This window comes from Paenibacillus sp. 11B (genome assembly GCF_030487755.1).
In the GTDB taxonomy this organism is placed as follows: domain Bacteria; phylum Bacillota; class Bacilli; order Paenibacillales; family Paenibacillaceae; genus Paenibacillus; species Paenibacillus vandeheii.
The window spans coordinates 1,720,657-1,745,605 of sequence record NZ_JAUKNS010000001.1 but is presented as its reverse complement, the minus strand read 5'-3'; the positions used below and the strand labels follow the sequence as shown (position 1 = coordinate 1,745,605).

The 24,949-nt window shown below is 46.3% G+C and carries 24 protein-coding genes; 17 read left to right on the top strand and 7 right to left on the bottom strand.

Annotation, left to right across the window (positions count from 1 at the left end; translation table 11 throughout):
- The first annotated feature begins 4 nt into the window (after positions 1-4).
- From Q0V21_RS07705 to Q0V21_RS07685, 5 genes are all read left to right on the top strand, one after another.
- On the top strand, positions 5-1,585 hold the full coding sequence (locus tag Q0V21_RS07705) for a glycoside hydrolase family 43 protein (RefSeq protein WP_301878281.1): 1,581 nt from the start codon (positions 5-7) through the stop codon (positions 1,583-1,585).
- Between the two features lie 259 nt (positions 1,586-1,844).
- The gene (locus tag Q0V21_RS07700; protein WP_024633122.1) at positions 1,845-2,477 is read left to right on the top strand and encodes a 50S ribosomal protein L25; all 633 of its coding nucleotides are present in this window, start codon (positions 1,845-1,847) and stop codon (positions 2,475-2,477) included.
- A gap of 283 nt (positions 2,478-2,760) precedes the next feature.
- Entirely contained in the window at positions 2,761-3,279 is a 519-nt protein-coding gene (locus Q0V21_RS07695; RefSeq protein ID WP_301878280.1) for a hypothetical protein, read from the top strand.
- Between the two features lie 271 nt (positions 3,280-3,550).
- Entirely contained in the window at positions 3,551-4,516 is a 966-nt protein-coding gene (locus Q0V21_RS07690; protein ID WP_079350638.1) for a helix-turn-helix transcriptional regulator, read from the top strand.
- A gap of 47 nt (positions 4,517-4,563) precedes the next feature.
- A complete protein-coding gene (locus Q0V21_RS07685; protein ID WP_301878279.1) occupies positions 4,564-4,926 on the top strand; it encodes an HIRAN domain-containing protein in 363 nt (120 codons plus the stop codon).
- A gap of 27 nt (positions 4,927-4,953) precedes the next feature.
- On the opposite strand, the gene Q0V21_RS07680 is transcribed toward Q0V21_RS07685, so the two are convergent.
- Positions 4,954-6,051, bottom strand: a complete 1,098-nt coding sequence (locus tag Q0V21_RS07680) for a glycosyltransferase family 4 protein (protein WP_301878278.1) — start codon at positions 6,049-6,051, stop codon at positions 4,954-4,956.
- A 170-nt stretch (positions 6,052-6,221) separates the two neighbouring features.
- Here Q0V21_RS07680 and Q0V21_RS07675 point away from each other — a divergent pair, with 170 nt between their 5' ends.
- The 6 genes from Q0V21_RS07675 (at position 6,222) to msrA (ending at position 12,446) form a co-directional block, all read left to right on the top strand.
- Positions 6,222-6,536, top strand: coding sequence for a DUF3817 domain-containing protein (locus Q0V21_RS07675; protein ID WP_079350635.1), 315 nt, complete (start codon positions 6,222-6,224; stop codon positions 6,534-6,536).
- A gap of 279 nt (positions 6,537-6,815) precedes the next feature.
- The gene (locus tag Q0V21_RS07670) at positions 6,816-7,634 is read left to right on the top strand and encodes a TerC family protein (protein ID WP_024633128.1); all 819 of its coding nucleotides are present in this window, start codon (positions 6,816-6,818) and stop codon (positions 7,632-7,634) included.
- Between the two features lie 581 nt (positions 7,635-8,215).
- A complete protein-coding gene (locus Q0V21_RS07665; protein WP_301878277.1) occupies positions 8,216-9,679 on the top strand; it encodes an RtcB family protein in 1,464 nt (487 codons plus the stop codon).
- On the top strand, positions 9,679-10,980 hold the full coding sequence (locus Q0V21_RS07660; protein WP_483311935.1) for an ATP-binding protein: 1,302 nt from the start codon (positions 9,679-9,681) through the stop codon (positions 10,978-10,980). The genes Q0V21_RS07665 and Q0V21_RS07660 overlap by 1 nt, the downstream gene beginning before the upstream one ends.
- 527 nt (positions 10,981-11,507) lie before the next feature.
- Positions 11,508-11,765, top strand: a complete 258-nt coding sequence (locus tag Q0V21_RS07655; protein WP_017686880.1) for a GlsB/YeaQ/YmgE family stress response membrane protein — start codon at positions 11,508-11,510, stop codon at positions 11,763-11,765.
- Positions 11,766-11,930: 165 nt separating this feature from the next.
- The gene (gene msrA / locus Q0V21_RS07650; RefSeq protein ID WP_301878274.1) at positions 11,931-12,446 is read left to right on the top strand and encodes a peptide-methionine (S)-S-oxide reductase MsrA; all 516 of its coding nucleotides are present in this window, start codon (positions 11,931-11,933) and stop codon (positions 12,444-12,446) included.
- 132 nt (positions 12,447-12,578) lie between these two features.
- Here the strand turns inward: msrA and Q0V21_RS07645 are convergent, their stop codons facing one another.
- Positions 12,579-13,445 (bottom strand): putative RNA methyltransferase, encoded by an 867-nt coding sequence (locus Q0V21_RS07645; protein ID WP_301878273.1) that lies wholly within the window; start codon positions 13,443-13,445, stop codon positions 12,579-12,581.
- A 299-nt stretch (positions 13,446-13,744) separates the two neighbouring features.
- On the bottom strand, positions 13,745-15,016 hold the full coding sequence (locus tag Q0V21_RS07640) for a hypothetical protein (RefSeq protein ID WP_301878272.1): 1,272 nt from the start codon (positions 15,014-15,016) through the stop codon (positions 13,745-13,747).
- A 256-nt stretch (positions 15,017-15,272) separates the two neighbouring features.
- On the opposite strand from Q0V21_RS07640, the gene Q0V21_RS07635 reads away from it, so the two are divergent.
- From Q0V21_RS07635 to Q0V21_RS07625, 3 genes are all read left to right on the top strand, one after another.
- Positions 15,273-15,869 carry a restriction endonuclease gene (locus tag Q0V21_RS07635; protein WP_079350631.1) on the top strand — a complete coding sequence of 199 codons (597 nt, stop codon included), beginning with the start codon at positions 15,273-15,275 and terminating at the stop codon, positions 15,867-15,869.
- A gap of 97 nt (positions 15,870-15,966) precedes the next feature.
- A complete protein-coding gene (locus Q0V21_RS07630) occupies positions 15,967-16,191 on the top strand; it encodes a hypothetical protein (RefSeq protein WP_079350630.1) in 225 nt (74 codons plus the stop codon).
- Positions 16,192-16,327: 136 nt separating this feature from the next.
- Entirely contained in the window at positions 16,328-17,578 is a 1,251-nt protein-coding gene (locus tag Q0V21_RS07625) for a DNA glycosylase AlkZ-like family protein (RefSeq protein ID WP_079350629.1), read from the top strand.
- Positions 17,579-17,679: 101 nt separating this feature from the next.
- Here Q0V21_RS07625 and fabV read toward each other — a convergent pair whose 3' ends face one another.
- Positions 17,680-18,870 carry an enoyl-ACP reductase FabV gene (fabV, locus tag Q0V21_RS07620; RefSeq protein ID WP_079350628.1) on the bottom strand — a complete coding sequence of 397 codons (1,191 nt, stop codon included), beginning with the start codon at positions 18,868-18,870 and terminating at the stop codon, positions 17,680-17,682.
- Positions 18,871-19,123: 253 nt separating this feature from the next.
- Here fabV and Q0V21_RS07615 point away from each other — a divergent pair, with 253 nt between their 5' ends.
- The 3 genes from Q0V21_RS07615 (at position 19,124) to Q0V21_RS07605 (ending at position 21,977) form a co-directional block, all read left to right on the top strand.
- The gene (locus Q0V21_RS07615) at positions 19,124-20,404 is read left to right on the top strand and encodes an XRE family transcriptional regulator (protein ID WP_301878267.1); all 1,281 of its coding nucleotides are present in this window, start codon (positions 19,124-19,126) and stop codon (positions 20,402-20,404) included.
- A 274-nt stretch (positions 20,405-20,678) separates the two neighbouring features.
- Positions 20,679-21,098 (top strand): hypothetical protein, encoded by a 420-nt coding sequence (locus tag Q0V21_RS07610; protein ID WP_367620518.1) that lies wholly within the window; start codon positions 20,679-20,681, stop codon positions 21,096-21,098.
- An 84-nt stretch (positions 21,099-21,182) separates the two neighbouring features.
- Entirely contained in the window at positions 21,183-21,977 is a 795-nt protein-coding gene (locus Q0V21_RS07605; RefSeq protein WP_301878262.1) for a hypothetical protein, read from the top strand.
- Between the two features lie 148 nt (positions 21,978-22,125).
- Here the strand turns inward: Q0V21_RS07605 and Q0V21_RS07600 are convergent, their stop codons facing one another.
- From Q0V21_RS07600 to Q0V21_RS07590, 3 genes are all read right to left on the bottom strand, one after another.
- Positions 22,126-22,914, bottom strand: coding sequence for a MerR family transcriptional regulator (locus tag Q0V21_RS07600; protein WP_301878260.1), 789 nt, complete (start codon positions 22,912-22,914; stop codon positions 22,126-22,128).
- 95 nt (positions 22,915-23,009) lie between these two features.
- Entirely contained in the window at positions 23,010-23,825 is an 816-nt protein-coding gene (locus Q0V21_RS07595) for a class I SAM-dependent methyltransferase (protein WP_301878258.1), read from the bottom strand.
- 105 nt (positions 23,826-23,930) lie between these two features.
- Entirely contained in the window at positions 23,931-24,872 is a 942-nt protein-coding gene (locus Q0V21_RS07590) for a helix-turn-helix transcriptional regulator (protein WP_301878257.1), read from the bottom strand.
- Between the last annotated feature and the right edge of the window lie 77 nt (positions 24,873-24,949).

Genomic DNA, 24,949 nt, shown 5'->3' with positions numbered 1-24,949 from the left:
TTCAATGAAAATATCCATACAAGAGCAGCAAGTTTGGCTGGCCGACCTCGGAAACGGCAGGTACCAAAATCCGATTTTGCATACGGATTACGCAGATCCGGATGTCATTCGAGTTGAGAGTGATTTTTATATGGTTGCCTCGAGCTTTTGCAGCTCGCCTGGCATTCCAATTTTGCATTCTAAGGATTTGATTCATTGGACAATCATCAATTACGTTTATGACAGACTGCCCTACGAATACTATGATACGGTTCGTCCTTCCGAGGGCGCTTGGGCACCAAGCATTCGGTATCATGACGGACAGTTCTGGGTGTTTTTCAGCATGCCTGATCATGGCATTTTTATGAGCAGCGCCGTAGACCCAATGAAGAAGTGGTCCAAGCTTCATCTGGTTAAGGAGGTCAAGGGGTGGATTGACCCTTGTCCCTTTTGGGATGAGGATGGGCAAGCCTATCTGGTCATCGCTTTTGCCCAAAGCCGCTGTGGCTTGAAAAGCGTTCTGGGGCTTAGCCGAATGAAGCCCGACGGAACGGGGCTTCTGGATGATCCTGTTCATATTTTCGATGGAACGGTAAACCATCCGACGATTGAAGGGCCAAAACTTTATAAACGCGGGGAATTCTATTATATCTTTGCGCCTGCGGGAGGGGTCAGAAACGGGTGGCAGACCATCCTGCGGTCAAAGAACATCTATGGACCATACGAAGATAAAATCGTTTTGCACCAAGGTAACTCAAACGTTAATGGCCCCCATCAAGGAGGATGGATTGAACTGGAATCGGGCGAATCCTGGTTTCTTCATTTCCAGGACAAGGGCGCATATGGACGAATTATACATTTACAGCCTGTGGAGTGGGTAGATAATTGGCCTGTGATGGGGCATAACCATAATGAACAGGGGATCGGCGAACCTGTCCAGGAATGGGCAAAGCCTGACGTGGGTGGGACTTACCCAATTAACGTTCCTGTAGTGAGTGACCATTTTAATGATCCATCATTGCATTTGCAGTGGCAATGGGCAGCGAACGAAAAACCGGAATGGTATTCTTTATCTGCAAAAGCAGGGTTTCTAAGGCTGTATGCGGTAAAACCGCCCAATGGACCAGAAACACTTTTATATGATGTGCCCAATGTGCTCTGCCAGAAAATATCGTCTCCCTCTTATACGGTAACCGCTAAGCTTATGGCTTCCTCCATTGAGGAAAATGATCATGCAGGCGTGGTCATAACCGGAAGGGAATATGCAAGTGTTTCATTAACTCGATGTTCAGACGATCGGGAACGTTTAAAAATATCGTTGATCCTGGGTTTTCCATCAGAAGGCAGGGAAAATGAATATGAATATGCAAGAGTGGAAGCAGATAAACCCTTATATTTAAGAGTAAGCATTGCACCAAATGCTCTATGTATCTTTAGTTATAGTCTGGACAACGTACATTTTAAACAGCTTGGTCCAAAGTTTGAAGCACAACCCGACCATTGGGTTGGTTCGAAGATCGGATTATTTTGTATCAACAAAGGACAACAGGAGAATAACGGATATATTGATTTTGATTGGATCTCATTGGATAAAAATACGATCTAAACCATAAAAAGCTGTCATTTATTTTAATTTTATTGAAAGTCGCTATCTAGCGGCTTTTTTGTTCATCAGAAAGATACATTTCATCTGAAAAATAAAAAAACTGTACAAGTCAGTGTTTGAGATGGCCTTTCATTGGGGTAAATATAGATATGGCCCCAGATTCGGCCAAGCACGATCAAGGCCATTCTGGTCTAAGAGAGAAGCTTATGGCTTCCTAACAAATATGAAGTAAGGATCCCTTGAAGGAGGATGTTCAATCATGAAATCCAACGGAAAAATGGCTCAACTTACGGCAACACCAAGAACTGAAAAGAAAGGTGCAGCATTGCGCCTGTTAAGACAAGGCGGACGTGTTCCGGCAGTCGTTTATGGCCCGGGATTGGAAGGTGCCGCGATACATGTAGATGAAAAAGAAATGCTGAAAGTAGCACGTACAGGTCGCTCCGAGATGTTCAACCTCAATCTGGAGGGGGGCAAAACGGTTCCAGTGCTGATCAAGGACCAGCAGGAACGTAACGGACGTCTGCTGCATGTGGACTTCCTGCAGATTTCGAAGAACAAGCCGATCAGCGTTAGTGTATCGATCGATTTCCAAGGCACCGCAGCCGGCTCGAAGGCAGGCGGTGTGTTCCAGACGCAGGAAACTCAACTGGAGGTCGAAGGACTGCCAGCTGATCTGCCAACCTCCATTGAGGTGGATGTCAGCGGACTGGAAATTGGTGATCGTTTGACGGCTGCGGATATCAAGCTGGATAAAGGTCTGACACTGGTGACGGCAGCTGATTCCATCATCGCTTCCGTAATGCCGCCACAAGCGGCTGAGGCAGAGCCTACGGCTTCTGCGGATGAAGCGGAACCGGCAGCATCGGAAGAGCCAGCTAAAGAAGAATAAGGGATCAGAATATTCAATATTCTGACCTTAACCAAGCCCGGTCGTAATGACCGGGCTTTTTTTATATTGGAAAGGTTCTGTCCTAAGTTGGGTCACGGGAAAAGGTGCGGTATCGTATGCAGTTTTATTTATGAAAGATTGCCGCATAGTGGCGTTATTCGTTATGATGGTAAGGCCGAATGAGCCTCTCGTTCAAGTTGCGCAGTTAGGCAAATTGGCAAGCTATTTACCACGGAAAAGCAACTAATCGGAATAATTTGCACAAGAAGGCAGGTTTCGCATCATGTTTGATCCGACGATTTATGACAATTTGAAAGTAGGCTTTGAAAACCACCTGTATGATCTTGATAATTTGGATGAACTTATTTCCATAACGGACCGGAAGGATCAGCTGGAGATGGCGCGTATGTCCAGAGAGTTCGTGTTGCAATTCTGCCTGAGAGACTACCCTCACATAACAGGTGAAGTGGTCTTGAGCACATCGCTTGAGGAGCTCGCAGCTGAAATTCTGGAAACACCGGGTGGTCACTTCGGTTGCCGTTTGCGACTTCGGTTCAGGATGGTTATTAAGGAGCCTGAGACTCAATGTCCGGCGATTAGCTCCATAATACAGCAGAGCTGGCCGGAACAACGAAAGCAGCAGCATATTCATTATATTTTTGAAGATAAGCCAGCAACCTATGCTGTCACAGCTGAAGTACATTTTGATCGCAGTGTAAATGAAGATCAGATGGGAGATATTCCTGAACTGTGCGACCATATGGTCAATGTGTTGACTAAATTATTGCAATTGCACAAATAAACATGAAAAAGAGTCTTGTCTCTGGTCAAAGAGGCAAGATTTTTTTCGTTTTTTTTGAATGCCAAGTAGGCTATCTGGCGTAGGTATATGGACTTGAGGTTAAAATTTTACGCAAGCAAGTAAGAGATTGTATATTTAATAAGCCGAACAAGTGCGATTGGACTATACATATAAGGTGAAAGTGCGAAAACAAGTTTGGGACTAAAGATTTAGTACCGGACTAAAGGAACTAGTTTTCCTTGCCGATAAAATATCGAAGGGGAGAAACTACATGACAGAGAAATTAATTCGTCTTCTGCGTATACTTCAGGCTATACAAGCGAATCCCGGAATTTCCGCCAAAGAATTGGCGTTGAAATGTGGTACAACTGTGCGCACGATTTATCGCGATCTCCGAATTTTGGACAGGGTTGCCCCTATCATGAATGAAGGTTATGGCAAAGGGTATCGGTTCATTGGTGAATTTGCCATGTATCCTCTGGATTTTACCGAACAGGAAGCCATGGTATTCTCCATGCTTCCATCCGTGGTGGATACTTCGCAACTCCCGGCTGAATTTGATTCAGCTTTTGATAAGGTGATGACGGCCCATACCAAAATGAAATCGAGAAACAGTGACATTGTAGAAAATATTGCAGGTATTATTCGTATGGGCACACCTGCATACCGGGAAGAAGGGAAGTATCCCAATTTGCTTATTCCAGTCATTGAAGCCATTCTGGATCAACAAACGATTCGAACTCAATATCACACACTTACGAAAAATGAAATCACAGTCCGCGACATTGACCCCTATTACCTCATTCCGCGCGACCAGCGTTTTTATTTGATTGGTTATTGTCACTTGCTGAAGAAAGTTTGTTTGTTTCGGATCAGTCGCTTTCTGGACGTTATACAAACTAATACCCATTTTGTTATGGGGGATTTCAACATAACGCAGTTCATGAAAAACACGTGGTCCATTGATCGTGGGGATAAACTGATTCATTTTAAAGTAAGGTTCAGTAAAGAGGTGGCCCCCTACATAAAAGAAGAAGAGATGTTTGTTCGTCCACGAATGACGGATATGCCTGATGGCGGATTGTTATTTGAAGTAACGCTGAACAGTAGTCGTGAATTCCTGAAATGGTTATATCAATTTGGCCCCGAAGCGGAGGTAATTGAACCCCGTGAATATCGTAAAGAAATTCGTGAACAACTCATAGAGTGGATGAAGCATTATGAGGAAGATCAATAATTTCGACCCTTCTAAATTTAAAATAATGTGTAAAAGGAGCTTTTGTGATGAAAACCAAAATATTTGCCGCCATGTATGGAATGGAACATTATCATGGCGTAGAAGCTTTAAATGTGGGGGATACCTTATTTCTGGTCAAAGATCCCGACAATCGGGTAGATTCTCAAGCCATTAGGGTTGTCGTTCCTCCCATTGGGACGGTTGGATATATTGTTAATAACCCTCTGCTCGCTCCTCACGGCTGCTGGACAGGCTCAGGAATCTATGATGCTTTCCACCAACAGACCTGTGCTAAAGTGAGGTTTACCATGAAAGAGATGATAATTGTGGAATTAATTGAAATGATGTATGTCCCTGTTCCGCATATGGATAGCTTTATTGCAGACTGGCAGTCACGTGAAAAAGCATGACGGAAAGCGCGGCCTTAACCAGATCAATCACCGGATGAGCCTTGTATAAGCTGCTTCGAGATGCATGGCTGTCCTAGCCCAACTGAACTGTTCAACTGCACTTGCACGACCGGCTTCTCCGAGAGAACGGGCGAGAGAAGGATTGTCTGCCAGTTTATACAGGTATGCAGCGAAACTTCGGGGGTTGTGATACTGTCTCACAAGGTATCCATTATTCCCGGAGTCAATGATTTCACGAATGCCCCCATTGTCTGAAGCAATGACGGGTAGTCCCGAAGCCATAGCTTCAACATTCACCAGTCCGAAGGCTTCATGTTCTTGGGAAGGGCACACCAGGCAGTCCACAGCCCGGTACAAACGGTCAATGTGTTCATGGGCGATCTGACCTCGGAAGGCTGCATCAACCTTTAATTTGCGGGCAAGCTGTCGCAGTTTGCGGACGTAGACTTGAGGTCCTTTCCCTGCAATGATCAGTTGTACGGGTACCTGCTGCTGAAGAATAGCTACGGCACGAATCAGTACATCCACACCTTTGCCGGGAATAAGTCGGCCTACATACAGAATGGAGAAAGGCCCTGAAATACCGAACTGCTTGCGCAGAAGCTGCTGCTCTCCTTTTATTGCTGGCAAAAAGCGGCTTAGGTCCACGCCAAGCGGCACCACGCCCATCCGTCGTCTCAAGGATGGAAATCTGCGACCCAGCCTCTGTCTGAGGGATTGACTGTTGACGGCAATCCAATTCGCTTTTTTTAGCAGTGCTAATCTTGCTGGCCCAGGTTGTGCAAAGGTTAACGAGTGAAGATAGAGCACCACTGGGATCGAAGGGAAAGCACGTTTAATTGCAGCCATACTATGGGGTCTGTTGTCTACCTGAATAAGATCGAAGGGTTGAATTTTCAGAAAACGAATAACGGCCCTTGTGTACTCGTTGGGGCTGGATGCTGGCACACGTCGGATCGTAATGCCATCGATTTGCTCTGTGATGGCAAGGGCGGGCATCTGACGGCTTATGATCGTCACCTGGTGACGAAGCGCAAGTTCGCGAGCAATGCCCAGAATGCAGATTTCGACAGATCCGTTACCTGGGACTGGCAATTTTTCAGGTGCTATTAGGGCTATTTTCATCAACAGGATCCTCCTTGTCCATATTCGCAACAATCTTGGTCATATATCCTATGTGCTTCGGCTGGGTTTGGCTCCTGTGGAACTGCGCGTGAGGGTAAATTTCGTTTTTGTGATATACTGTACGGGTTGCAGTGAATTCATTGCGCGTATTTAGAAGCAGGAGGAAAAAAATGTTACATTCTACACTTGGTCGCTTTCGACTGCTGCTGTGGTTGCAGGGGCTTTCATATGTGCTATTGTTATTTGTTGCTTTTCCATTGCGAAATGCGGGGATCATGCCGCAGGCGGTCACATGGTTTGGGAACATTTATGGTTTTTTATTTCTGATGTATTTATTATTTATGGTGAGTATGTATACCACGCAAAAATGGCGCTTACGTCGTCCGATCGCTTTATTTTTTGTATCGTTTATCCCTTTGGGCAATTTCATCTATGATCTGCTGGTCTTTCGCAAGCTGGATCGCAGACTGTCAAATAAAGCTTGACTTTGCTTATCGTTATGAATATGATGAGAACAGGTTATTGAACCCGTTCCAACTAAAAACCGCATATTCCTTATGTTAAAGGGGAGTAGCTTTCACAGTAAAGTCGTCAGTTCGGGATTCCATCCCCGGCTTTATTGGCAGCAATTTTGTTGTTAGCGAGACCTTTACCAAGTTTTCATACTGGGTAAAGGTCTCTTTTTGTGAATAAAAAGGACCTTACCAGTAATGGTAAAGGTCCTTTTTTTTGTACATCATAAGGATACTAAGGAGGAGTCAATTTTGGAGTTGTCATTATTATTGGAGTATGGGTGGGTTCTCGCCGTATTAGTAGTCCTTGAGGGATTACTTGCAGCTGATAATGCATTGGTTCTCGCTATTATGGTTAAGCACCTGCCTGACGAAAAACGCAAAAAAGCGTTATTTTATGGTTTGTTGGGTGCATTCATTTTCCGATTGGGTTCGTTGTTCCTGATCTCGTTCCTGGTGGACGTATGGCAGGTTCAAGCGATTGGAGCCCTGTACCTCTTGTACATCTCCATTAATCACATTGTCAAAAAGGTTATGGGCAGCCGAAACAAAACAGATGAAGCGGCGGATTCCACACCCAAAAAACCAAAAAGACAATCTGGTTTCTGGATGACTGTATTTAAAGTGGAAGTGGCAGATATCGCGTTCGCGGTCGATTCGATTCTCGCAGCTGTGGCGTTGGCTGTTGCTTTGCCACCAAGTGGATTGCCTCCGATCGGCGGACTTGACGGTGGACAGTTTATCGTTATCTTCCTCGGCGGATTCATCGGTCTGGTAATTATGAGATTTGCGGCTTCCTTCTTCGTCAAGCTGCTCCATTCACGTCCAGGGCTTGAAGTTGCAGCCTTCGTTATCGTGGGATGGGTTGGGGTTAAATTGGCTGTTATTACACTGGCACACCCTTCGTTGGGCGTTCTGGATGAGCATTTCCCGGAAAATAAAATTTGGAAATTCGGGTTCTACATTGTACTGATTACGATTGCGGTATGCGGTTGGTTCTTGTCCTCTAAGGTTCCTGCAAAAGAAGATGAGAATCCGGTGGAAGAACTGGAACAACAAGCAGGGAAATGACGAAAACATGGTCAACCCTGTCAAAAATAATAATCAATATCTAATATCATGATATGCTTGAGTAAGCAGGGTCTGTTCCTTCAGACCCTGCTTTTTTTATAAAATTTATTAGTATGAAGTTCAATCTAACGCATATGCACAATGGGGATTTTCCAAGAAAAGGGTTGACACATTGAAACGAGTCCGCTTAATATAAACATAATATTTACGAAGGGAGGCCGAGAGACATGATGGTTGGTTATGATTTGAAACTCACAATGACACTACGAAGCACAGACACAATTGTATACCCAGTTCATCGTCTCTTTGGCCTCATACGGGCGACATAGGGGAAGATGCATATCGTTTATCATTGGAACGTTATTAATCGATATGCTACTCTCAGCTATAGCAATGGAGAACAGACGCGGCATGTTCATGCAGCTTTTGTTTTCTGTTATTGTCATGAAGGAGTCACGGGCGAACTGTCCGTGGCTTCTTTTTTTGTTTAACTGAATATGGATATGAATTAACAAAGAGTTAGCGTTCGATTTTTGAATTGAACTGAATTAGCTGAACGTACGGAAAGGAAAAAAACATTTATGAATACACAACCCAATTTATTTACAAGCCAAAACGAACTCACAGGTGGATACCGACATAAAGTCAAATTGCCTGCTGGGGACTTAACGGTATATGCGGCACAACAGCTGTTCTCCTCATTGGATTATAAGGTGTTCGAAATGGCGAACAACAATCTTCAAATCCCTGGTATTTCCTACATGAGTTACACGCCTGATGTGCATGTCGGTGTAGGTACCTGCATCGGCACAACAGCGGTATGGGATGCCAAGAGTGGATTTGTATCTCCATCCATCGTAGGCAGCGACATCGGCTGTGGCATGCGGGTGCATATGACCAATTTGCATAAGGACGACCTGAAAGACGTGAAGCTGCGCCGTAAACTTGTGAAAGCAATTGAGAAAATGCTGCCGATGGAGACAAATCAACGCGGTCATTACTCGGATATTCGCCTGGAGCATATCGTGCGCAAAGGCTTGCATGGCTTACCCAAGAAATATATTCCGGACAGCTACACACCGAAAAAATCTACTTCCATTACTCATGTCGAGAGCAGCAAGTTTGCCTTTGACGAGGAAGTGTTGAATATGGTACAAGATATGACATGGCATCGGGCTCATCGCCAGTTAGGGACTTTGGGTGGAGGTAATCATTTTGCCGAGATTCAAGCCATTGAGATTGCCGAGGAAAACCGGGAGATTGCGGAAGCCTGGGGCCTGTACGATGGCCAAATTGTTGTTATGATTCATTCCGGTTCCCGGGCATGGGGCGGGTATGTAAGCCAAACCAGTTCATCGGCGATTGCCAAAGTGATGCAGCGAAATGGTCTGGGAACAGCCGATCCAAGACTCGTTTTTGCTCCGCTTGATCATGCGGAAGGTCGCCATTACGTCAATTTGATGTACTCTGCATTAAATTATGCCGTAGTGAATCGCCATCTGATTGCTTATGCGATTCGCGAAGCTTTTCGGGATGTGTTTGGTCCGAAGTGCGAATTCCGCACCCTCTATGACCTGATGCACAACTATGCATGGGAGGAATCTCACGCGGATCAGGGTTCCGTCTTTGTGCACCGCAAAGGAGCTACACGTGCATTGCCTGCCGGTCATCCGGATAATCCAAAGCCATATCTGGCAACAGGTCATCCCGCGCTCATACCCGGTTCAATGGGGACTGCTTCATATATCATGGTAGGCCAACCCGGGGGGAAGGATAATTATTATTCAATCTGTCATGGGGCAGGACGCATTCGTTCGCGTACAGCAACGAAACGTCTGGTTACCGTGGAGGATTTTGCCTCGGCGCTGGGCGTAGGAACTGAAGATGAGATTGTGGTGAACCAGCGTTCGCTTGAAACCATTATAGATGAATCGCCGCAAGCGTATAAAAATGTCGATGAAATTATGGATAGTGTGACCGGCGCAGGTCTGGCTCAAGTTGTAGCCAAATGTAAACCACTTGCCGCTGTGAAGGGAGCTAAGTAATGACCGTAGAGAAAAAACAAATGAATCCTAATGGAGTTATTTATTCCTATGAGCAACAAGACAGTCAAATCCGAAACGAAGGCTATGCCATATATGCCCGCTTGATTCGCGGCATTATTGAAGCGCTAGGCAATCGATATGGTGTTCGTTATGAACTCTATGCCAGCGATGATCCAAACAGTGAATACTGGGATCTGCTTAAAGAAGATCTGCAAAGCAACAGTACCGAAGTGGAGCTGGTTGCCCGGATTTTCGAAGATCTGGAGCTGCGCACACTGCATTATGAAGACGATGGAGATGCGCCAACCTATGGTATACATTATTCGATTCGCAACAATGTATTTGCTTATCCCCACTGGGGCGTAGCACTTGTCCGCATTCCGTTCTTCCGGGAGAACGGGATCTACAATGAGGATTTTGTTTTTGCTACAGGAGAAGAGGAATTGAAGCAGTTTCTGGGCAGTGTAAGAGAACGGGAACGGCAGCAAAATATGAAAAAGGTTACGGTATACACGGATGCCCGCAATGGCAGTGACCGTCATGTCGAATCCATTACCCGCTCTGTGGGGAGAGACGAGGTCGTGCTATCTCCGCAAATTAAACAGGATATTTTTCGTTCTCTGGACCAGTTTTTCGAGGCGGATCGCTCCTTTTATCGAGATTACGATATCCCATATAAACGGGGGATTCTGCTCTATGGACACCCGGGGAACGGTAAGACGACCCTTGTGAAATCCATTGCCGGGAGCATTCCGGGTCCTGCTGCATATTGGCAAATTACCGAATACACCAATAGCGAATCGGTACGTGAAGTATTTGAAGCAGCCAAACGTCTGGCGCCGATGGTGCTGATTATTGAGGATATCGATTCTATGCCGGATGAAGTCCGTTCCTTTTTCCTAAATACACTGGATGGGGCAACATCCAAAGAGGGCATTTTCCTCATTGGCACAACGAATTATCCGGAGAAAATAGACCCGGGGCTCATGAACCGTGCCGGACGGTTTGATCGGGCGTATGAAATACCGCTGCCGGATGAAGGGCTCCGCCTGCAATATTTGAACCAGCGAGGCTTTGCTGTCTTCGCAGGGGAAGAGGGCACGCAGGAAGCTGCGCGACTGACGGATACCTTTTCACTTGCACAGCTGGGAGAGCTGTATGTCAGCGCAGCGCTGGAATGGCATCAGAATGGACAGACAGACATTGTGCAGATCATTCAATCGATGCGAGGAGAGCTGGACAAGAGCCATAAACACAACTGGCTGGCCCAGCCAGGCAAGGGGCGTGCAGGGTTTTATTAATTTCTAAATATTTTAACGGTCTTAAAAATTTTGGATAGATAAGGACAATCTAGTGGAGGGTACGAAATCGATTCTGAAGAAGCGAAGCCAAAAGATTTCTGTAAGAAAGCTACTTCGTAAGCATTATCTTGCCTTTATCAACGGATTTTCCCTACTATATAGGGAATGCAAAAAAATCCGGGGATAACAGCGATCGGAAGAACGATTCGTAACCGGAACGGCTTCCTTGCTGTACGCTAACTTTTTAAAATAGACCAAAAATATTCTCACCTCAATTGGTTATACTAAGGCGGTCTGATCTAACATACAATGACTTTCGGGAGGTACATAACGCAGTCTTGAACTGTGTAAGATGCCGGGAAGTGACGCGATCTGTTTTCAATCCTGTGTTAAGGGCTGTTTGGCAGAGAAGAGGGCATATGAACAAAAGGTAATATACAACAATTTTTATGCCAACTGTTTAAATGCTTCTGTAGCGGTTAATAGTAGACAGACAACAACAAAAACTTTAATTAGAGGTGATTGATATGGGTTGGTTATGGTCATTAATTATCGGTGGTATCATTGGTTGGTTGGCAGGTCTGATTGTTGGTCGTGACATTCCCGGCGGCGTTATCGGTAACATCATTGCCGGTTTTATCGGCGGATGGTTAGGCGGAGTGATTCTGGGAGATATGGGTCCTGAAATGGGCGGATTCTACATTGTGCCGGCATTAATCGGTGCTATCGTACTTGTAGCGATCGTAAGCTTGATCTTCCGTTCCATGGGTCGCAGCCGCGGGTAACGCGTTCAAGATCTCTTGAATATATTAAGTCGGCAATGAGCAATTTGAATGACGGTTAATACAAACAAATGATCTTAAGAGGTTGATGGAAGTCCACGAGGTGGCTTTCCATCAACCTCTTTTTGTTTTAAGATATAGATGTACAAAAGAAAGGGATGAATCTGAATGGAAAAAGCTACATTTGCCGGCGGATGCTTCTGGTGTATGGTTACACCATTTGAAGAACAGCCAGGCATTCATGGTATTGTATCCGGCTATACCGGCGGTCACGTCGATAATCCAACATATGAGCAGGTCAAAACCGGGGAGACCGGTCATGTCGAAGTCGTTGAAATTACCTTTGATCCAGAGATATTCCCGTACGAACGACTGTTGGAGCTCTATTGGCCTCAGATTGACCCAACCGATGATGGAGGGCAATTTCAGGATCGTGGTACTCAATACCGGACAGCGATCTTCGTCCATAATGAACGTCAACGTGAGCTCGCAGAGCAGTCCAAGCAAGAGTTGTCAGCAAGTGGACGATTCAACCAACCGGTTGTAACGGAGATTCGGGATGCAGTTATGTTCTATCCGGCAGAAGACTACCATCAGGATTACCACAAGAAAAATGAGAAGCATTACAAGGAAGACCGTGCGATATCTGGACGGGATGAATTTATTGAAGACAACTGGAAATAATTGATTTCAATACATCAGATGAGTTGCCCTCAGATCACATTGAAAAAGCCGGGAAACGTTCCAACAGGAACTTCCCGGGCTTTTTTTGATTGTTCAATGATGATGAAAATGATGCCTTAATGGCTATAGAGCTTATCTGCGCTTTCCCACCAGTATTTCTAAATCAATTGTAATCTGCGTCAAGGTCTCTTGAATGCTGGCTATGGCTGATTCTTTTCCATGCCAGGCGAGTGGCGTCATATGAATCAGCGAATCCATCATGACTTTCGTTACAGGCATAGTGTATGTTAGCGGAATACTGTCTATGAGATAATGATGCTCGGTAAATCGGTCCAGTACGTGCTCCCTGCCGTCTAGTTGATGAGATCGGCCCTCAAACAAAAGCTCTCTCATTTCCATTAGATATTGCTTACGGGGGATCACTTTGATGATCCAGCCATCCTTCTTCATCACTCGTCCGAACTCTTCATAATTCGAAGGGGAGAGGATATTCAGAATCACGTCCAATTGCCCCTCTGCAAACGGACTATGAGCAAGATCACCAACAAACCAGACTTGCTGGTCGAAAGTAGAAGAAGCCATGGCAATACCCTCTTTGGCGATGTCGATCCCCCATCCCACGGATGAAGTATTCTGTGTAATCTGCTGCAAAAGAGATCCCTCTCCTGCACCTGCGTCCAGAATATGCAAGGGCTGACTCTTGCTATTGGAGTAACCTTCGATCCAACGGCGAATGATTTCGGTCAGGGGCGTATAGATCGCAGTTTGAGATAAAATATTCCTTTTGGCCGAAAATAACCGTTTGTCATAATTGCCTTTGAAAAAACGTGTCATGAAATTGACATAACCTTGTCTTGCCAAATCAAAGGTATGCTTGGAACTACATTGAATATTGTCCCGACTAACCGTTGTCATGGTTTGATGACAGATGGGACATTTAAGCATATGGATGTATCTATAAATAAGCGCAGCACTACGTACTCTGCGATGGATTGACATGAAATAGCACCCCATTCATTCAGATATGGATAACTGAAGAAAAGGGCATAACAAATAAACCTCTATCGTACATCTTAAAAAAAGAGGTTATGTTATGCCCCAAGTTATCTGTATCGAATGAATTGAATAATCATGGGAAGGTTGCGCTCCTTTGCCAATCAAGAGTAGGGTGAAAAAGTTGACGATACTATTATAACAGTTTGAGCAGAGAGGATAAAAGGGAGGAGACTCTACATCGTTGTGTAAAATAACAGAGCGCTCTGTTAACCGTTAGTCGGTCAACCAGAGCGCTCCATTTATTATTTTGCTGAGGCTGTCTTCAACACATACTTGGATAATGCATCGTCATTGATCTGGTAGATGATATGATCGCTGTATGTTGAGTAACCATCGAGCACACCAGGAGTTGATGCGAATGCATATTCATGGACCGTTTCCAATGTTTGCGGATCAAGAATGTAGCCAGACTTGGCAAAATTCAATTTGTAATTTTCATCCTGTGTACGCTCAACGACCATTAACGGTTCCTGTTGATCTTTGAACGTACGCTCTGTGACTTTGCCTTTCATGGTGTACAGCTCCAGCTTCTGACCTGTAAATACGGTATATCCGCTGCCTGCAGTTTGAACATAGGCATTACCTGCAATGGCACGACCCCAGGCCATCTTGCCATCGGTGCCAAAGCCCATCAGTTTGTTGCCTGTGTTTGCAAAATTGGCACGCATGATCACAGAGCCATCGTCCAGAATGGCCAGCGATTCACCGCCACCGTCTCCCAGGGTGTTGGCATTGCTAGGGAACTGATATAACGAAAGACGATTCAGTGTGCGATCATAGATCTCCACTTTTGGATTAGCCGCTGCTTGCCAGTAGTTGCCGACTTTGGTTTGTTTGCTGGCGTCTACAACGATTCGATTACTGCCTGCCTTGAGTACAGCACCGTTAATGGTCTTTTCTGTAATCAGTTTGCCCTTTTTGTCATATAGCGAGATGGCCGAACGTACGGAACCGTTCGATTGGACACCCGCGCTTGAGGCAACCAGTAATGTATCGTTATCCAGAAGGTAGATGGATGATGAATTATTTACGGTTTTGACCCAGTTGGTTTTGCCGGATGTATTATACGAATATACTTTCTTGGTTCCATCGGAATATTCCATATAGACATAGGCTGTGCCGTAGCTGGAATAGAGGGAGTTGGAATAAGTCGTATAAGGGCCGCTTTTCTCATGGAAGATCACGTTCCACTTCAATTGTCCGGTTGTGGCATCCAGTGCCTGGAGCGAATCCAGCTGCCAATCCAGCTTGGTATTGCTGCTTGTTTTGATCACGGGTTGTGAAGAATGAACGTACACCAAGTTTTTGGAAGGCACAGCATTCAATTCCTTAATGATGACGTCCTTCTCCGTATTCACCTCAGTGAGTGCCAGGGATGATGAGGTCCACGCAGGCTTGGGCAGTGGGGCATTAGACTCTGCTGCGTAGCTTGGTGTATGCAGGCTGAAGAGGAGCATGCCACTGAGAATGAGTGCAGCCCATGTTTTGGACTTTCGTTTGTTGGATGTATGCAAGTTATAAACCACCTTTCTTCGATTCAAAATAGAACCGATTGTTGAATTCTACCATTTCATACATGTGAAATTCAACCTGAGTGTCTGTAACCTTTTATGATTGATATATAATATTATTGTTGTTTGGGGAAGTTCGAGGGTTACAGGGAATTCATCTTCTTTCTGTTAAGAGTGAAGTCTGCTATATTTAGTCGGGTGACGAGGGCTGATAAGGGTATGAGCCTGCCAGATTAGAGGAACGACAAGGAGAACAGCTATGAACTGGAATGAAAATATAACCACTGTGGGTATAGGCGTTATTGTCCTTTTACTGCTCATCGCCTGGATCATTCGTCGAGTCATTCGTCGAGGGCAGCGCATACGAAGTGAGGCCAATCCGCGTAAGATAACGATGAAGGATATTGATAAAATGCAGGATGGATCGGAATTTGAACTGTACCTGTATCATTTATTCCAACAGCTCGGTTATGCCGAAGTACATAAGACGACAAGCAGTCGTGATTTCGGAGCGGACCTTGTATTTGTGGATAGAGCAGGCAGACGGAATGTTATTCAGGCCAAGCGTTACGGAGCGAATCATCCGGTTGGGCTAAGCGCAGTACAAGAGATTTACACGTCCATGCGTTATTATGAGGCAGATCGATCTATCGTGCTCACCTCAGCCAGATATACGGAAGCATGTCGGACGCTGGCAGCAGTCAACGGGGTGAAGCTGCTGGATCGGGAAGATCTGATGGACTTGATCACGCTGTTTAAGTCCAGAAGAATGGAAGAAGCACTGGAATTGATTGAGGAAGACGATCAGGAGCCTGTGGAGACTTGGCAGTCGCGACGAAAAAGAGTTCCGCGTTAGTGGATAAACTGGAGTTGAATCCGCGTAGATCACCTTCACTTGTCTGCCTGCACATGATATATTGAGTGCATACCAATCAAGGGAGTGTGTTCATTCTATGGCACGTACGCAAACGCAAAAAACATTGCGCAAAGCAGAGCGGTCTGGACAATGGTGTCCGGAACAAGGTCGAAGAGTAAATGGAGATTATGGAGCATTATCCCAGCATGTTCGAATCATGCCCACGAAGCAGGAAAAATTGCAAAAGGTTAAACACAAGAAGCGGACCCAGGATGGTGGTGCTTCTTTTTATTTTGTCTATAATGTGCGGAGTGCTGCATAAGCATCCAATTGAAAAAAAAGCCTTTCCTTCGGTTGGAATGGTATCCCATGGACTGTTAAAATCAATATATCGCTTTTGAATTGGATTGCTATCGCTACATATCCTCCTATCTTCGAAGAAGGGAAGAATTCTACATATGACAACAGCGCTGCGCATGAATAAAAAAATCGTTCGGCGATTTTTGCTGCAAACGCAATCTTTATTGGGACGTTGGCCCGTCGCTTCCTCGCCTTCGGGTCCTGAACAGGTCATGCGCCTGATTCGCTCCCTTGGCTGTGTTCAGATTGATCCTGTCGCTGCCGTAACCGGAAACCAGCATTTGGTGCTGAGTGCTCGTGATTCTGGATATACCTCCGATGATTTACATACCTTGCTGAGTGATCACAGAGTGTTTGAATATTTTGCCAACGCTGCATGTGTTATTCCGATGGAAGACTATGCTCTGTTTGAACCCGTTCGTGCCCGATTACGGGATCGTTTGGCTCCTTCCCTACAAGGGCTGGAAAATACAGTGCAGCATGTGCTGAAGCGTTTGGAGGAAGAGGGGCCGTTACCCTCAAGAGCATTTCGTGCCATCGAACGAGTAAGCGGATATTGGGACAGTGCGGATGTACCGAAAACAAAGGATACCACGTTAGCGTTAAACTTGCTGCTGGATTCGGCCGCCATTCGTGTCGTGGCAAGGCAGGGGAATGAACGTTATTTTCATATTACGGAATCCGGGCTGCGGGAGCAGGGCCAATCCATGACATCGGATATCGATATGTTGACTCAAAAGCAGGCTCTGATGGACAAGTACATTCACGCATATCGGGTCGTGGACGCGAGAGATCCACGGTTGGGCTGGATGAAATCCACCGCTGCGGAACGTCGGAATGATATAGCTGCACGTGTCGCAGATGGGCGAATGATCCCGCTGGAGGTGGAGGACGTTGCGACGCCTTATTACATTCGCGCAGAAGATGAAGAGATGTTGCGTGAGATGGAAAGGGAAGAAACGCATTATGATCCATCAGGCCCGGTACGATTCCTGCCCCCGCTGGACAACCTGCTGTGGAGACGGGAACGGGTTGTGGATTTATTTGATTTTCATTATAAGTGGGAGATTTACACCCCAGAGGTGAAACGAACCTACGGATATTACGCGATGCCCATTCTTCACGGAGATCGGCTGATTGGACGCATGGACCCACGACTGGATCGCAAAACGGGCGTGCTAACGGTTCGGTTATTATCGATGGAAGAGACTGCTCCGCCTGTGGAGGAATGGATTGCCGATTTTCGAGAGGGGCTCCAATTATTTGCAACCATACATGGAGCACGATCCATTACGGTAGAGAAGGCCGTACCCAAGGGGCTAAAAAAGCAGCTCAAGTCGATTTTGTAGAATCGGTAGACACCAAAAAGGGGAGCAATAGCTCCCCAAAGGATGATCTGGACTTGTACTAAACCTGGTTACTACAGTCCCTCAGCAAGATTGGTTTTCAATTAACGCTGATGCAGTACTTCAACGTTCGGATCAACATCTGCTTCATAATCCACGCCGTCGGTTTCGAAACCAAACAGTTGGAAGAACTCCTTACGGTACCCTTCCAGATCGGACAGATCATAGATGTTTTCGGTGTTCAGCTCGTTCCAGAGCTTCGCTACTTCTTCCTGAACGTCCGCTCTCATCTCCCAATCATCGATACGGATGCGGCCTTTTGCGTCGGTCGGAACCTCTCCACCCGTATACAGACGGTCAGCAAACAAGCGTTGTAATTGCTCGATGCAGCCTTCGTGCAAGCCTTTTTCTTTCATGACTTTGTACAGTGCAGAGATATACAGCGGCACCACTGGAATTGCGGAGCTTGATTGGGTTACCAGCGCTTTGGCTACCGTGAGGTAAGCACGACCACCCTTTGCACTCAAACGATCATTCAGCTTGTGTGCTGTTGCTTCCAGATGATTCTTGGCCTGACCGATGGAACCATCACGATAGATCGCATGCGTAAGTTCAGGACCGATATAAGAAAAGGCAATGGTTGTTGCATTGTCGGCGAGTACACCACCTTGTTGCAAGGCATCCATCCACAGTTCCCAATCATCTCCGCCCATCACGGTCACGGTCTGGCGAATTTCTTCATCGGAAGCTGGATCGATCGTAACGGACGTTACTTCTCCCGTATGGAAATTGACTGTTTTGTTGGTGTACGATTGTCCAATCGGTTTGAGCACGGAGTTGAATACTTCACCTGTGTTTGGATCGGTACGGCGTGCCGAGGCTACGCTATAAACGACCAAGTCAACCTGACCGAGTTCACTGCGAATCAGTTCAACGGTTTTTTCTCTTGTTTCGTTGGCAAAGGCATCACCTGTGATGCTGTACGATTTCAGTCCTGCTTCTTCCGCAGCTTTCTCAAATGCAGCGGAGTTGTACCAGCCTGCTGAAGCCGTACGTTTTTCAGTGGAGCTGCTCGGGCGGTAAATGCCAATGGTATTGGCTCCGGCACCAAATGCGGATACGACGCGCGAAGCGAGTCCATATCCAGTGGAGGCTCCAATGACGAGGACGTTACGTGGTCCGTTCAATTGCGGTTTGGATTTTACATAATCAATTTGCTCCTGCACTTGTGCAGCACAGCCTACAGGATGGGAAGTTGTACAAATAAAACCACGTGTTCTTGGTTTGATAATCATTCATTTGCATCCTTTCATATTCAACTCTTGTTCATCATTAATGGATCATGCTCTTGTACATACCTTCTTATTGTAAAACAATTGCCTCCGAAACGGAAACCGTTTCGATGGATTTGGCTATAAGGCGGTATTTCGACTTCGCATACGGGGTGCTATTATATAATTTGAACTAAACATTTACACGATAACGGTGAGGACAGAACAAAACTGGAGAAGCGAAGGGTTCGCCTTTATCCTGAAAGGAAGACTAGCCATGCTGAAGGAACGGATTGAATTTCTGTGCAAAAGAAAGCATATCTCCCGCAAAGACCTCGTGGAAGGTCTGGTCACGCAGGCTCACTTTGCCAATATTCTGGCTGATCGTTATCCACTCCCTCAAGATCTGGCAGAGGTTGTTGCGTTACGTCTTGGCGTTACGTCTTCCTATCTGTTAAATGCTTCTGCACAGGATGAGGAAACACTGGCGCGGGCAGAGGCTATTTTTGAACAAATGTCAGTTCCAGCTTCAGTGATAGCAGAAGATATCGTGCACGCGCTGGAGGATCGGGATGATGCGCTGACAGTAGAGCTGACCACGGCCTTGATGAAGGCGGTCTACTATCAGCAACTAAATGATGCAGCAGCTCATGAATATATACATATGTCCTATCTGAATTTTTATTTGGAGAAGTACGGTCGCCCAGACGATGTAGATCTGCCGCATCCGCTGGCAAAGGCGTTATTATATTACAAAGTGCAATACTATCGTTCCAAGCTCGCCTATGTGGATGTGTTAACGCATGCAACAAGACTGAGTGAGTTGGCCCTTCCTGGAAGTGAATTCTGGCTGTCTGTGCAAAATATCAAGATGGAAGCCTACATTCAGGTCAAACAGTACGAAGAGGCCAAGCAGGTGTTCGATCTCACCATGAGACATGTCTATGATCAGCGGCTGTTTCATCGCTTGTCCGGTTTATATGTGGCGTACAGCGGATATTGCTTTGCGATGGGACTGGTACAGGAGGCACTCTCGGCATTGACCATGGCAGAGGCGAATCTGGTGTATGCCGGGAATCAGGGCGATCTGGTCACCGCCATTGCGAATAATCGGATTGTCATGCTAACGATGACGGGAGAGCTGGATCAGGCGCAGTCGGAGATTGAGCGATTCGAATCCCTGTTGCAGCAGGAACCCGAAGAAACCCAGCAGGCCATGAAGCCGTTAGTGAGTGTGTATCGGTGTGAAGTGGCTCTGGCACGAAAAAACTGGGGTTTACTTGCGCAGAATATAGATCAACTGCTCCAATGTGCATCGACTTCGGATCAGCAGATGAGTGCAACGTTCTACCAGAGCCAGCTGGCTCTTGCGCATGGAGATCGTGAAGTGTTCATGGAGCGTGCGCTCGCGTGCCTGCCGTATTTTGAGTCCGTACAGCATGTCATGCGACTTGAACCTTTATATGAGGGAATGGCTGTGGTATCCGAGGATCAGCGAAAATATAAGGAAGCCGCCATGTATTATCGGAAGCTGGTCTACCTATTACGCAAAAAATAGATCAAAAATCGGCTTGGAACAGCCGTTTTTTTGCCTGATTTTGTTCAATACCCGTGCTTTAGGCACAAAATATGCCTCCCAACCTTTTATTAAAGAGTCGTTTTACGGCTCTTTTTTTGCGTAATCAACCAAAAAGCGTGCTAAAGAAACGAAAATCCAGTGGTTTAAACGCCGGAAGTTTCGTTTCTTTTGTATGCAGTCTAAAGGGTATTCAAGGACAAGCCGTGCTGTTTATACTTTAACTATAACCAAAAACAAAAAAAACGAGGTGCTTATTATGGGATGGTTTGGTAAAAAGAACAAACAGGAAGATGCGATTGCCAAGGCGGATAAAATGATGAACAAAGGTCTTAGCGGCATGATGATGAAAGGTTTCGTATCTAAGGAGCATCGGGAGTTGATCAATCAGAGCCTCGATTCGGCGAAGCAGGCACAACTGGCAGAAAGCGGCTCCCTCCCGTTAACTGCAGCAGCCACGGTAATCACGATAACCGATACAGGCAAGTTGATCAATTTTGATCCAATTGTTGTGCTTGTTCTGGATGTGACAGAGACGAACGGCAATCAGTATCAGCGAACACTGGAAACATTGGTGTCCAAGATGCAGATTCCACGCGTGGGAGATCGGGTGGGTTTGGGCCAAAATCCGGCGAATCCATCCGAGCTGATCTACATGGGATTGTTGTCTGACTAGAAGGTTCTTGAGGGAAGAGAGAGTTCTATCATTTAGAAAATACAGTTAACAACGAAAAAAAGAGATATAGAGAGGGTGGGGCAGATGGTGGGATTTCTTAGATTGGTTGGTGTGCTGACTGTATTCGGGGTAGGGTTCTCCCCATTTCTGGCACAACAGTTGTGGAATGATCCTTTTATTATCATGCAGGCATGGTGGTATAAAGCGGCCATTTTTGCCGGATTCGGGCTGATCTTTATTCCCGCCATTTTGGGTAATATCTTCGGCGTGGGGCGGGTGAAGTCAGGATTACCGGCGGTTGGAGTCATTCAGAGCGTCCAGCAGACGGGAACGTATATTAATGAGCAGCCGGAAGTCCGATTGGGTCTGACCGTTTCGCGCAAAGGCCGTGAGAAATATGATACCGAGCTGAGAACCATTATCCCGTTGACATCCATGGCCCAGTTCCAGCCAGGCAGCTTCGTCCCCTTAGTGGTCTCCGTGAAGGATGAGCGCAAGGTAGGGCTTGATCTGAAAGGCCATCTGTCCCAGGAAGATATGCAGCAATTGCTGAATGAGAAGATGGTGCAGCAAGGTGTGGCACCTGAGATGATGGATATTGCAAGAACGGGCGAGAAAGCGATGGCCAAAATTTTGGATGTTACTCCGCTTGGAAGCGGAGGTCATAATAAAATCAAGCTTCAGCTCAAGCTCAGCATTACAAAGTCCAGTGGTGAAACCTTTAATGTGACCACGCACAAAGAAATCTTGCCGTCTGCACTGCCTCAGGTTCAGCAAGGCCATATTATTAACGTGATCTATTCGAAGCAGGACCCATCGAAATTGGTGCTGGCACTGAATGTTCAAGAGGGGCAATTAAGTGACCTGTTCTCCTCCTGATGTGATCAATGTATTTTCTTCGAGAGCGTCAGCTTCTCCTCCTCCTGCACAACCAATGCAATTCATGCGAAGAGCCGCCCTGCATAGGGCGGCTTCTTCGGGTCTTTAGCAGCGCTGATTCCCTGCTGGGCATGAATGAGAGAGCGAATCATTGCTGCCCGGGAAGCTGAAAATCATGTTGTTCCATATAATAGGTCATTACTTGATGAAGCCACTCCTCTTCTTCCGGTGTGAAGGGGGAAGGAGACAAACTTGTCAGTGCTTCCAGGCTATCATCCTCCATCTCGGCCAGCGGTGCGTAATCCGCAAGCGAAGCATTTCCGAGCATGTCCATATTCATCTGCAGCTGCATACGGATCAACTCCTGAACTTCAGGAAGCTCCACCGGGCATCCGGCCAATTTCTTCACTTCCTGGGTCAGTCGAATAAATTGTTGATCGAGTTCGGTTTGTGATTCAGTGGTCCGTTCAAACAGAGAATCAATGACGCTTGAGTCCAGCTGCTGATAAAGCCATTCTTTTTGCTCCTGCTCTGTTTGCATGCCGTGAATAAGACTTAGAAGCGCTGAGCGATCCACCTCCTGTTCCGAGGCAATCAGTTTCAATATGCGATCCATGGTATGCAGGGTAAGTTCGATTTCTTTTTGTTTCTGCTCCAGCATGTTTTTCTGCAACTGGAGGGTATCTGCCCAGTTAGAATCGAACGTTGGTTTACGAATCAGTTCCGAGATATGTTCAAGGCTATAGCCCAATGTCTTCAAACAGAGTATGTGCTGAAGACGCATCATCTCATTGTAGTCATAAAGCCGGTGTCCTGACTTGGGATCTTTATGTGGTGTTAGCAGTCCAATTTCATCGTAATAGCGGAGAGTTCGCACGGATACACCCGTTTTTTTGGAAAAAAGCCCGATGGTAAGTGGCACAATATCCTTGGACATCGCGTTTTGTCCTCCTTTGACGTGGTACCCTGCAGGGGATGAACTCATCATATCCCCTGACGTAACTGGAGGTGCAAGTGTTTTTTGGGCTATCGTCAAATGATCCCAAGGCGCATCCGATAAGAGAACAAAACTTCTCTTGATTCACCGGCAAATATGCGGGCAGCCAGCTGTCTGAACTCCTCTGCGATTGTGAGCAAATCAGTGGCTCCGAGTTTCACTGCCGTTTGCAAGCCGCCTTGGCTCAGGGCCAAATTGACATAACGATCCGCATCGAACGTTTCATGGTGATGAAACACAATTTCACGCGAATAACGGAATAAGCCGGACTGCTCTATCTGCTGCAAATGCCCGTCTTTACTCCATTTATGTGCCTGATTTTCCTGAGGGGCCAGACTTGCTGCCCGGTGATCTGCCTCCGTATTCAGATGCAGGTAGGCTTGTTCCAGTTGCCAATCGATCACTGGCGGCCAGTCACAGTCGTAGGCTGCAAATATGCCTCCTGGACGCAGTACACGTGCAAATTCATGCAGTGTGGATTGGGGCTCCATCCAGTGGAACGACTGTGAACAAGTCACGATATCGACACTGCCATCCGGTAGTCCCAGTTCGTGGGACAGGCCGGATACAAAGCGGAGATGGTCCGGCTTGCCCGCAGCTTCCCACTTGGACTGCGCCACAGCTCTCATGTCGTCGCTTGGTTCCACGCCAATAACACGTTCTGCTTCATTTAACCAAATCCACGAAGATAATCCGGTACCACAGCCAACATCCGCGACCATGCGAGGTTTGCTGCCCAAATAATTCGTCAGAATATCCACGACTTCAGTGGGCGCAGCAGGTCGGTTCTGGTCATATAACGTACCAAAACCTTTGAATCGTTCCACATTATTACGTCTAATGTCTTGCATGGACAAGCCTCCTTCAGGATATGAACGGATAGGAAAGCAAAAGATTCAAAGATCAAAAGCATAAAAGATTCAAAAGAATTAAAACGTAATCAGAGCTCCATTATATCATTCATTTTTCAACTCGTTGTTAACGACCTGCTGCAAATGTTCTACCGCTTTGATATGTCGTCTGAGCAATTCCTGTCCGATGTGAGGAGGTTTAACTACGGTCAGGTCTGAACCGAACGACATCAGGAAGGAATACAGCCATTCGCCTTCATTCAGTTCAAGAGCGACGCGAAGCCTGCCGTCAGGCTCTTTTTCAACGCGCGACGGCTCAAAAACATCATATATCCTGTACGAAATGGCACTGGAAAACAGCATTTCCACAGGAACCTGCTTGTTGGGCACAGGCTGATCGCTGTCTGTAGGTCCGGTGGTTGTATGCTGATCGAGTGGCCGTTGCAGCAGTGTAAGCTCGGAAACGCGCTTCATCTTAAAGGTCAGGGCTTCCGTCTGACCTGGTCTGTTCTGATCCTTTCCTTTGAAGTACCAGGTATTGTTTTTAAATATTAATTTGATGGGGGCGATCGTCTCAACGCTGGGTTCCCCGTTGGAGTCCACATAGTGAAACGTAATCCATTGATTCGTAAATATCGCCTGCTTCACCTGATTGAACAGTTCCCTTTCCTGCAACGGAATGCTGCCCCATGGGGAGAAATCAAACTCGATCCAATCCAGCTTATGATCAAACAGGGTGGTTAAACGTTTGAGCATATGGGCAGTGTTGAGGTGAGGGATGGCGCTGACGCTATATAATCCAAGCAAAATTTCATTCTGATCGTCTTCCGACAAGAGGGATTTGTCCATGACAAAGTTGTCCATCAGATGAATACCGCCATGTTTTCCCGTGGTTGTGTATACGGGGATACCTGCCGCACTCAGTCTGTCGATATCACGGTACACCGTGCGCACGGATATCTCGAACAAACGCGCGAGCTCGGGGGCGGTAGCTTTCTTTTTCTCCAATAACAGCAATAGCATTCTGAATAATCGGTTATTTTCCATGCCGACATTATACCATGACAATAGGTGTCAGGGTATGGGTGGTACACTGGATGTACAGTGTTACGAAGATGATAAGG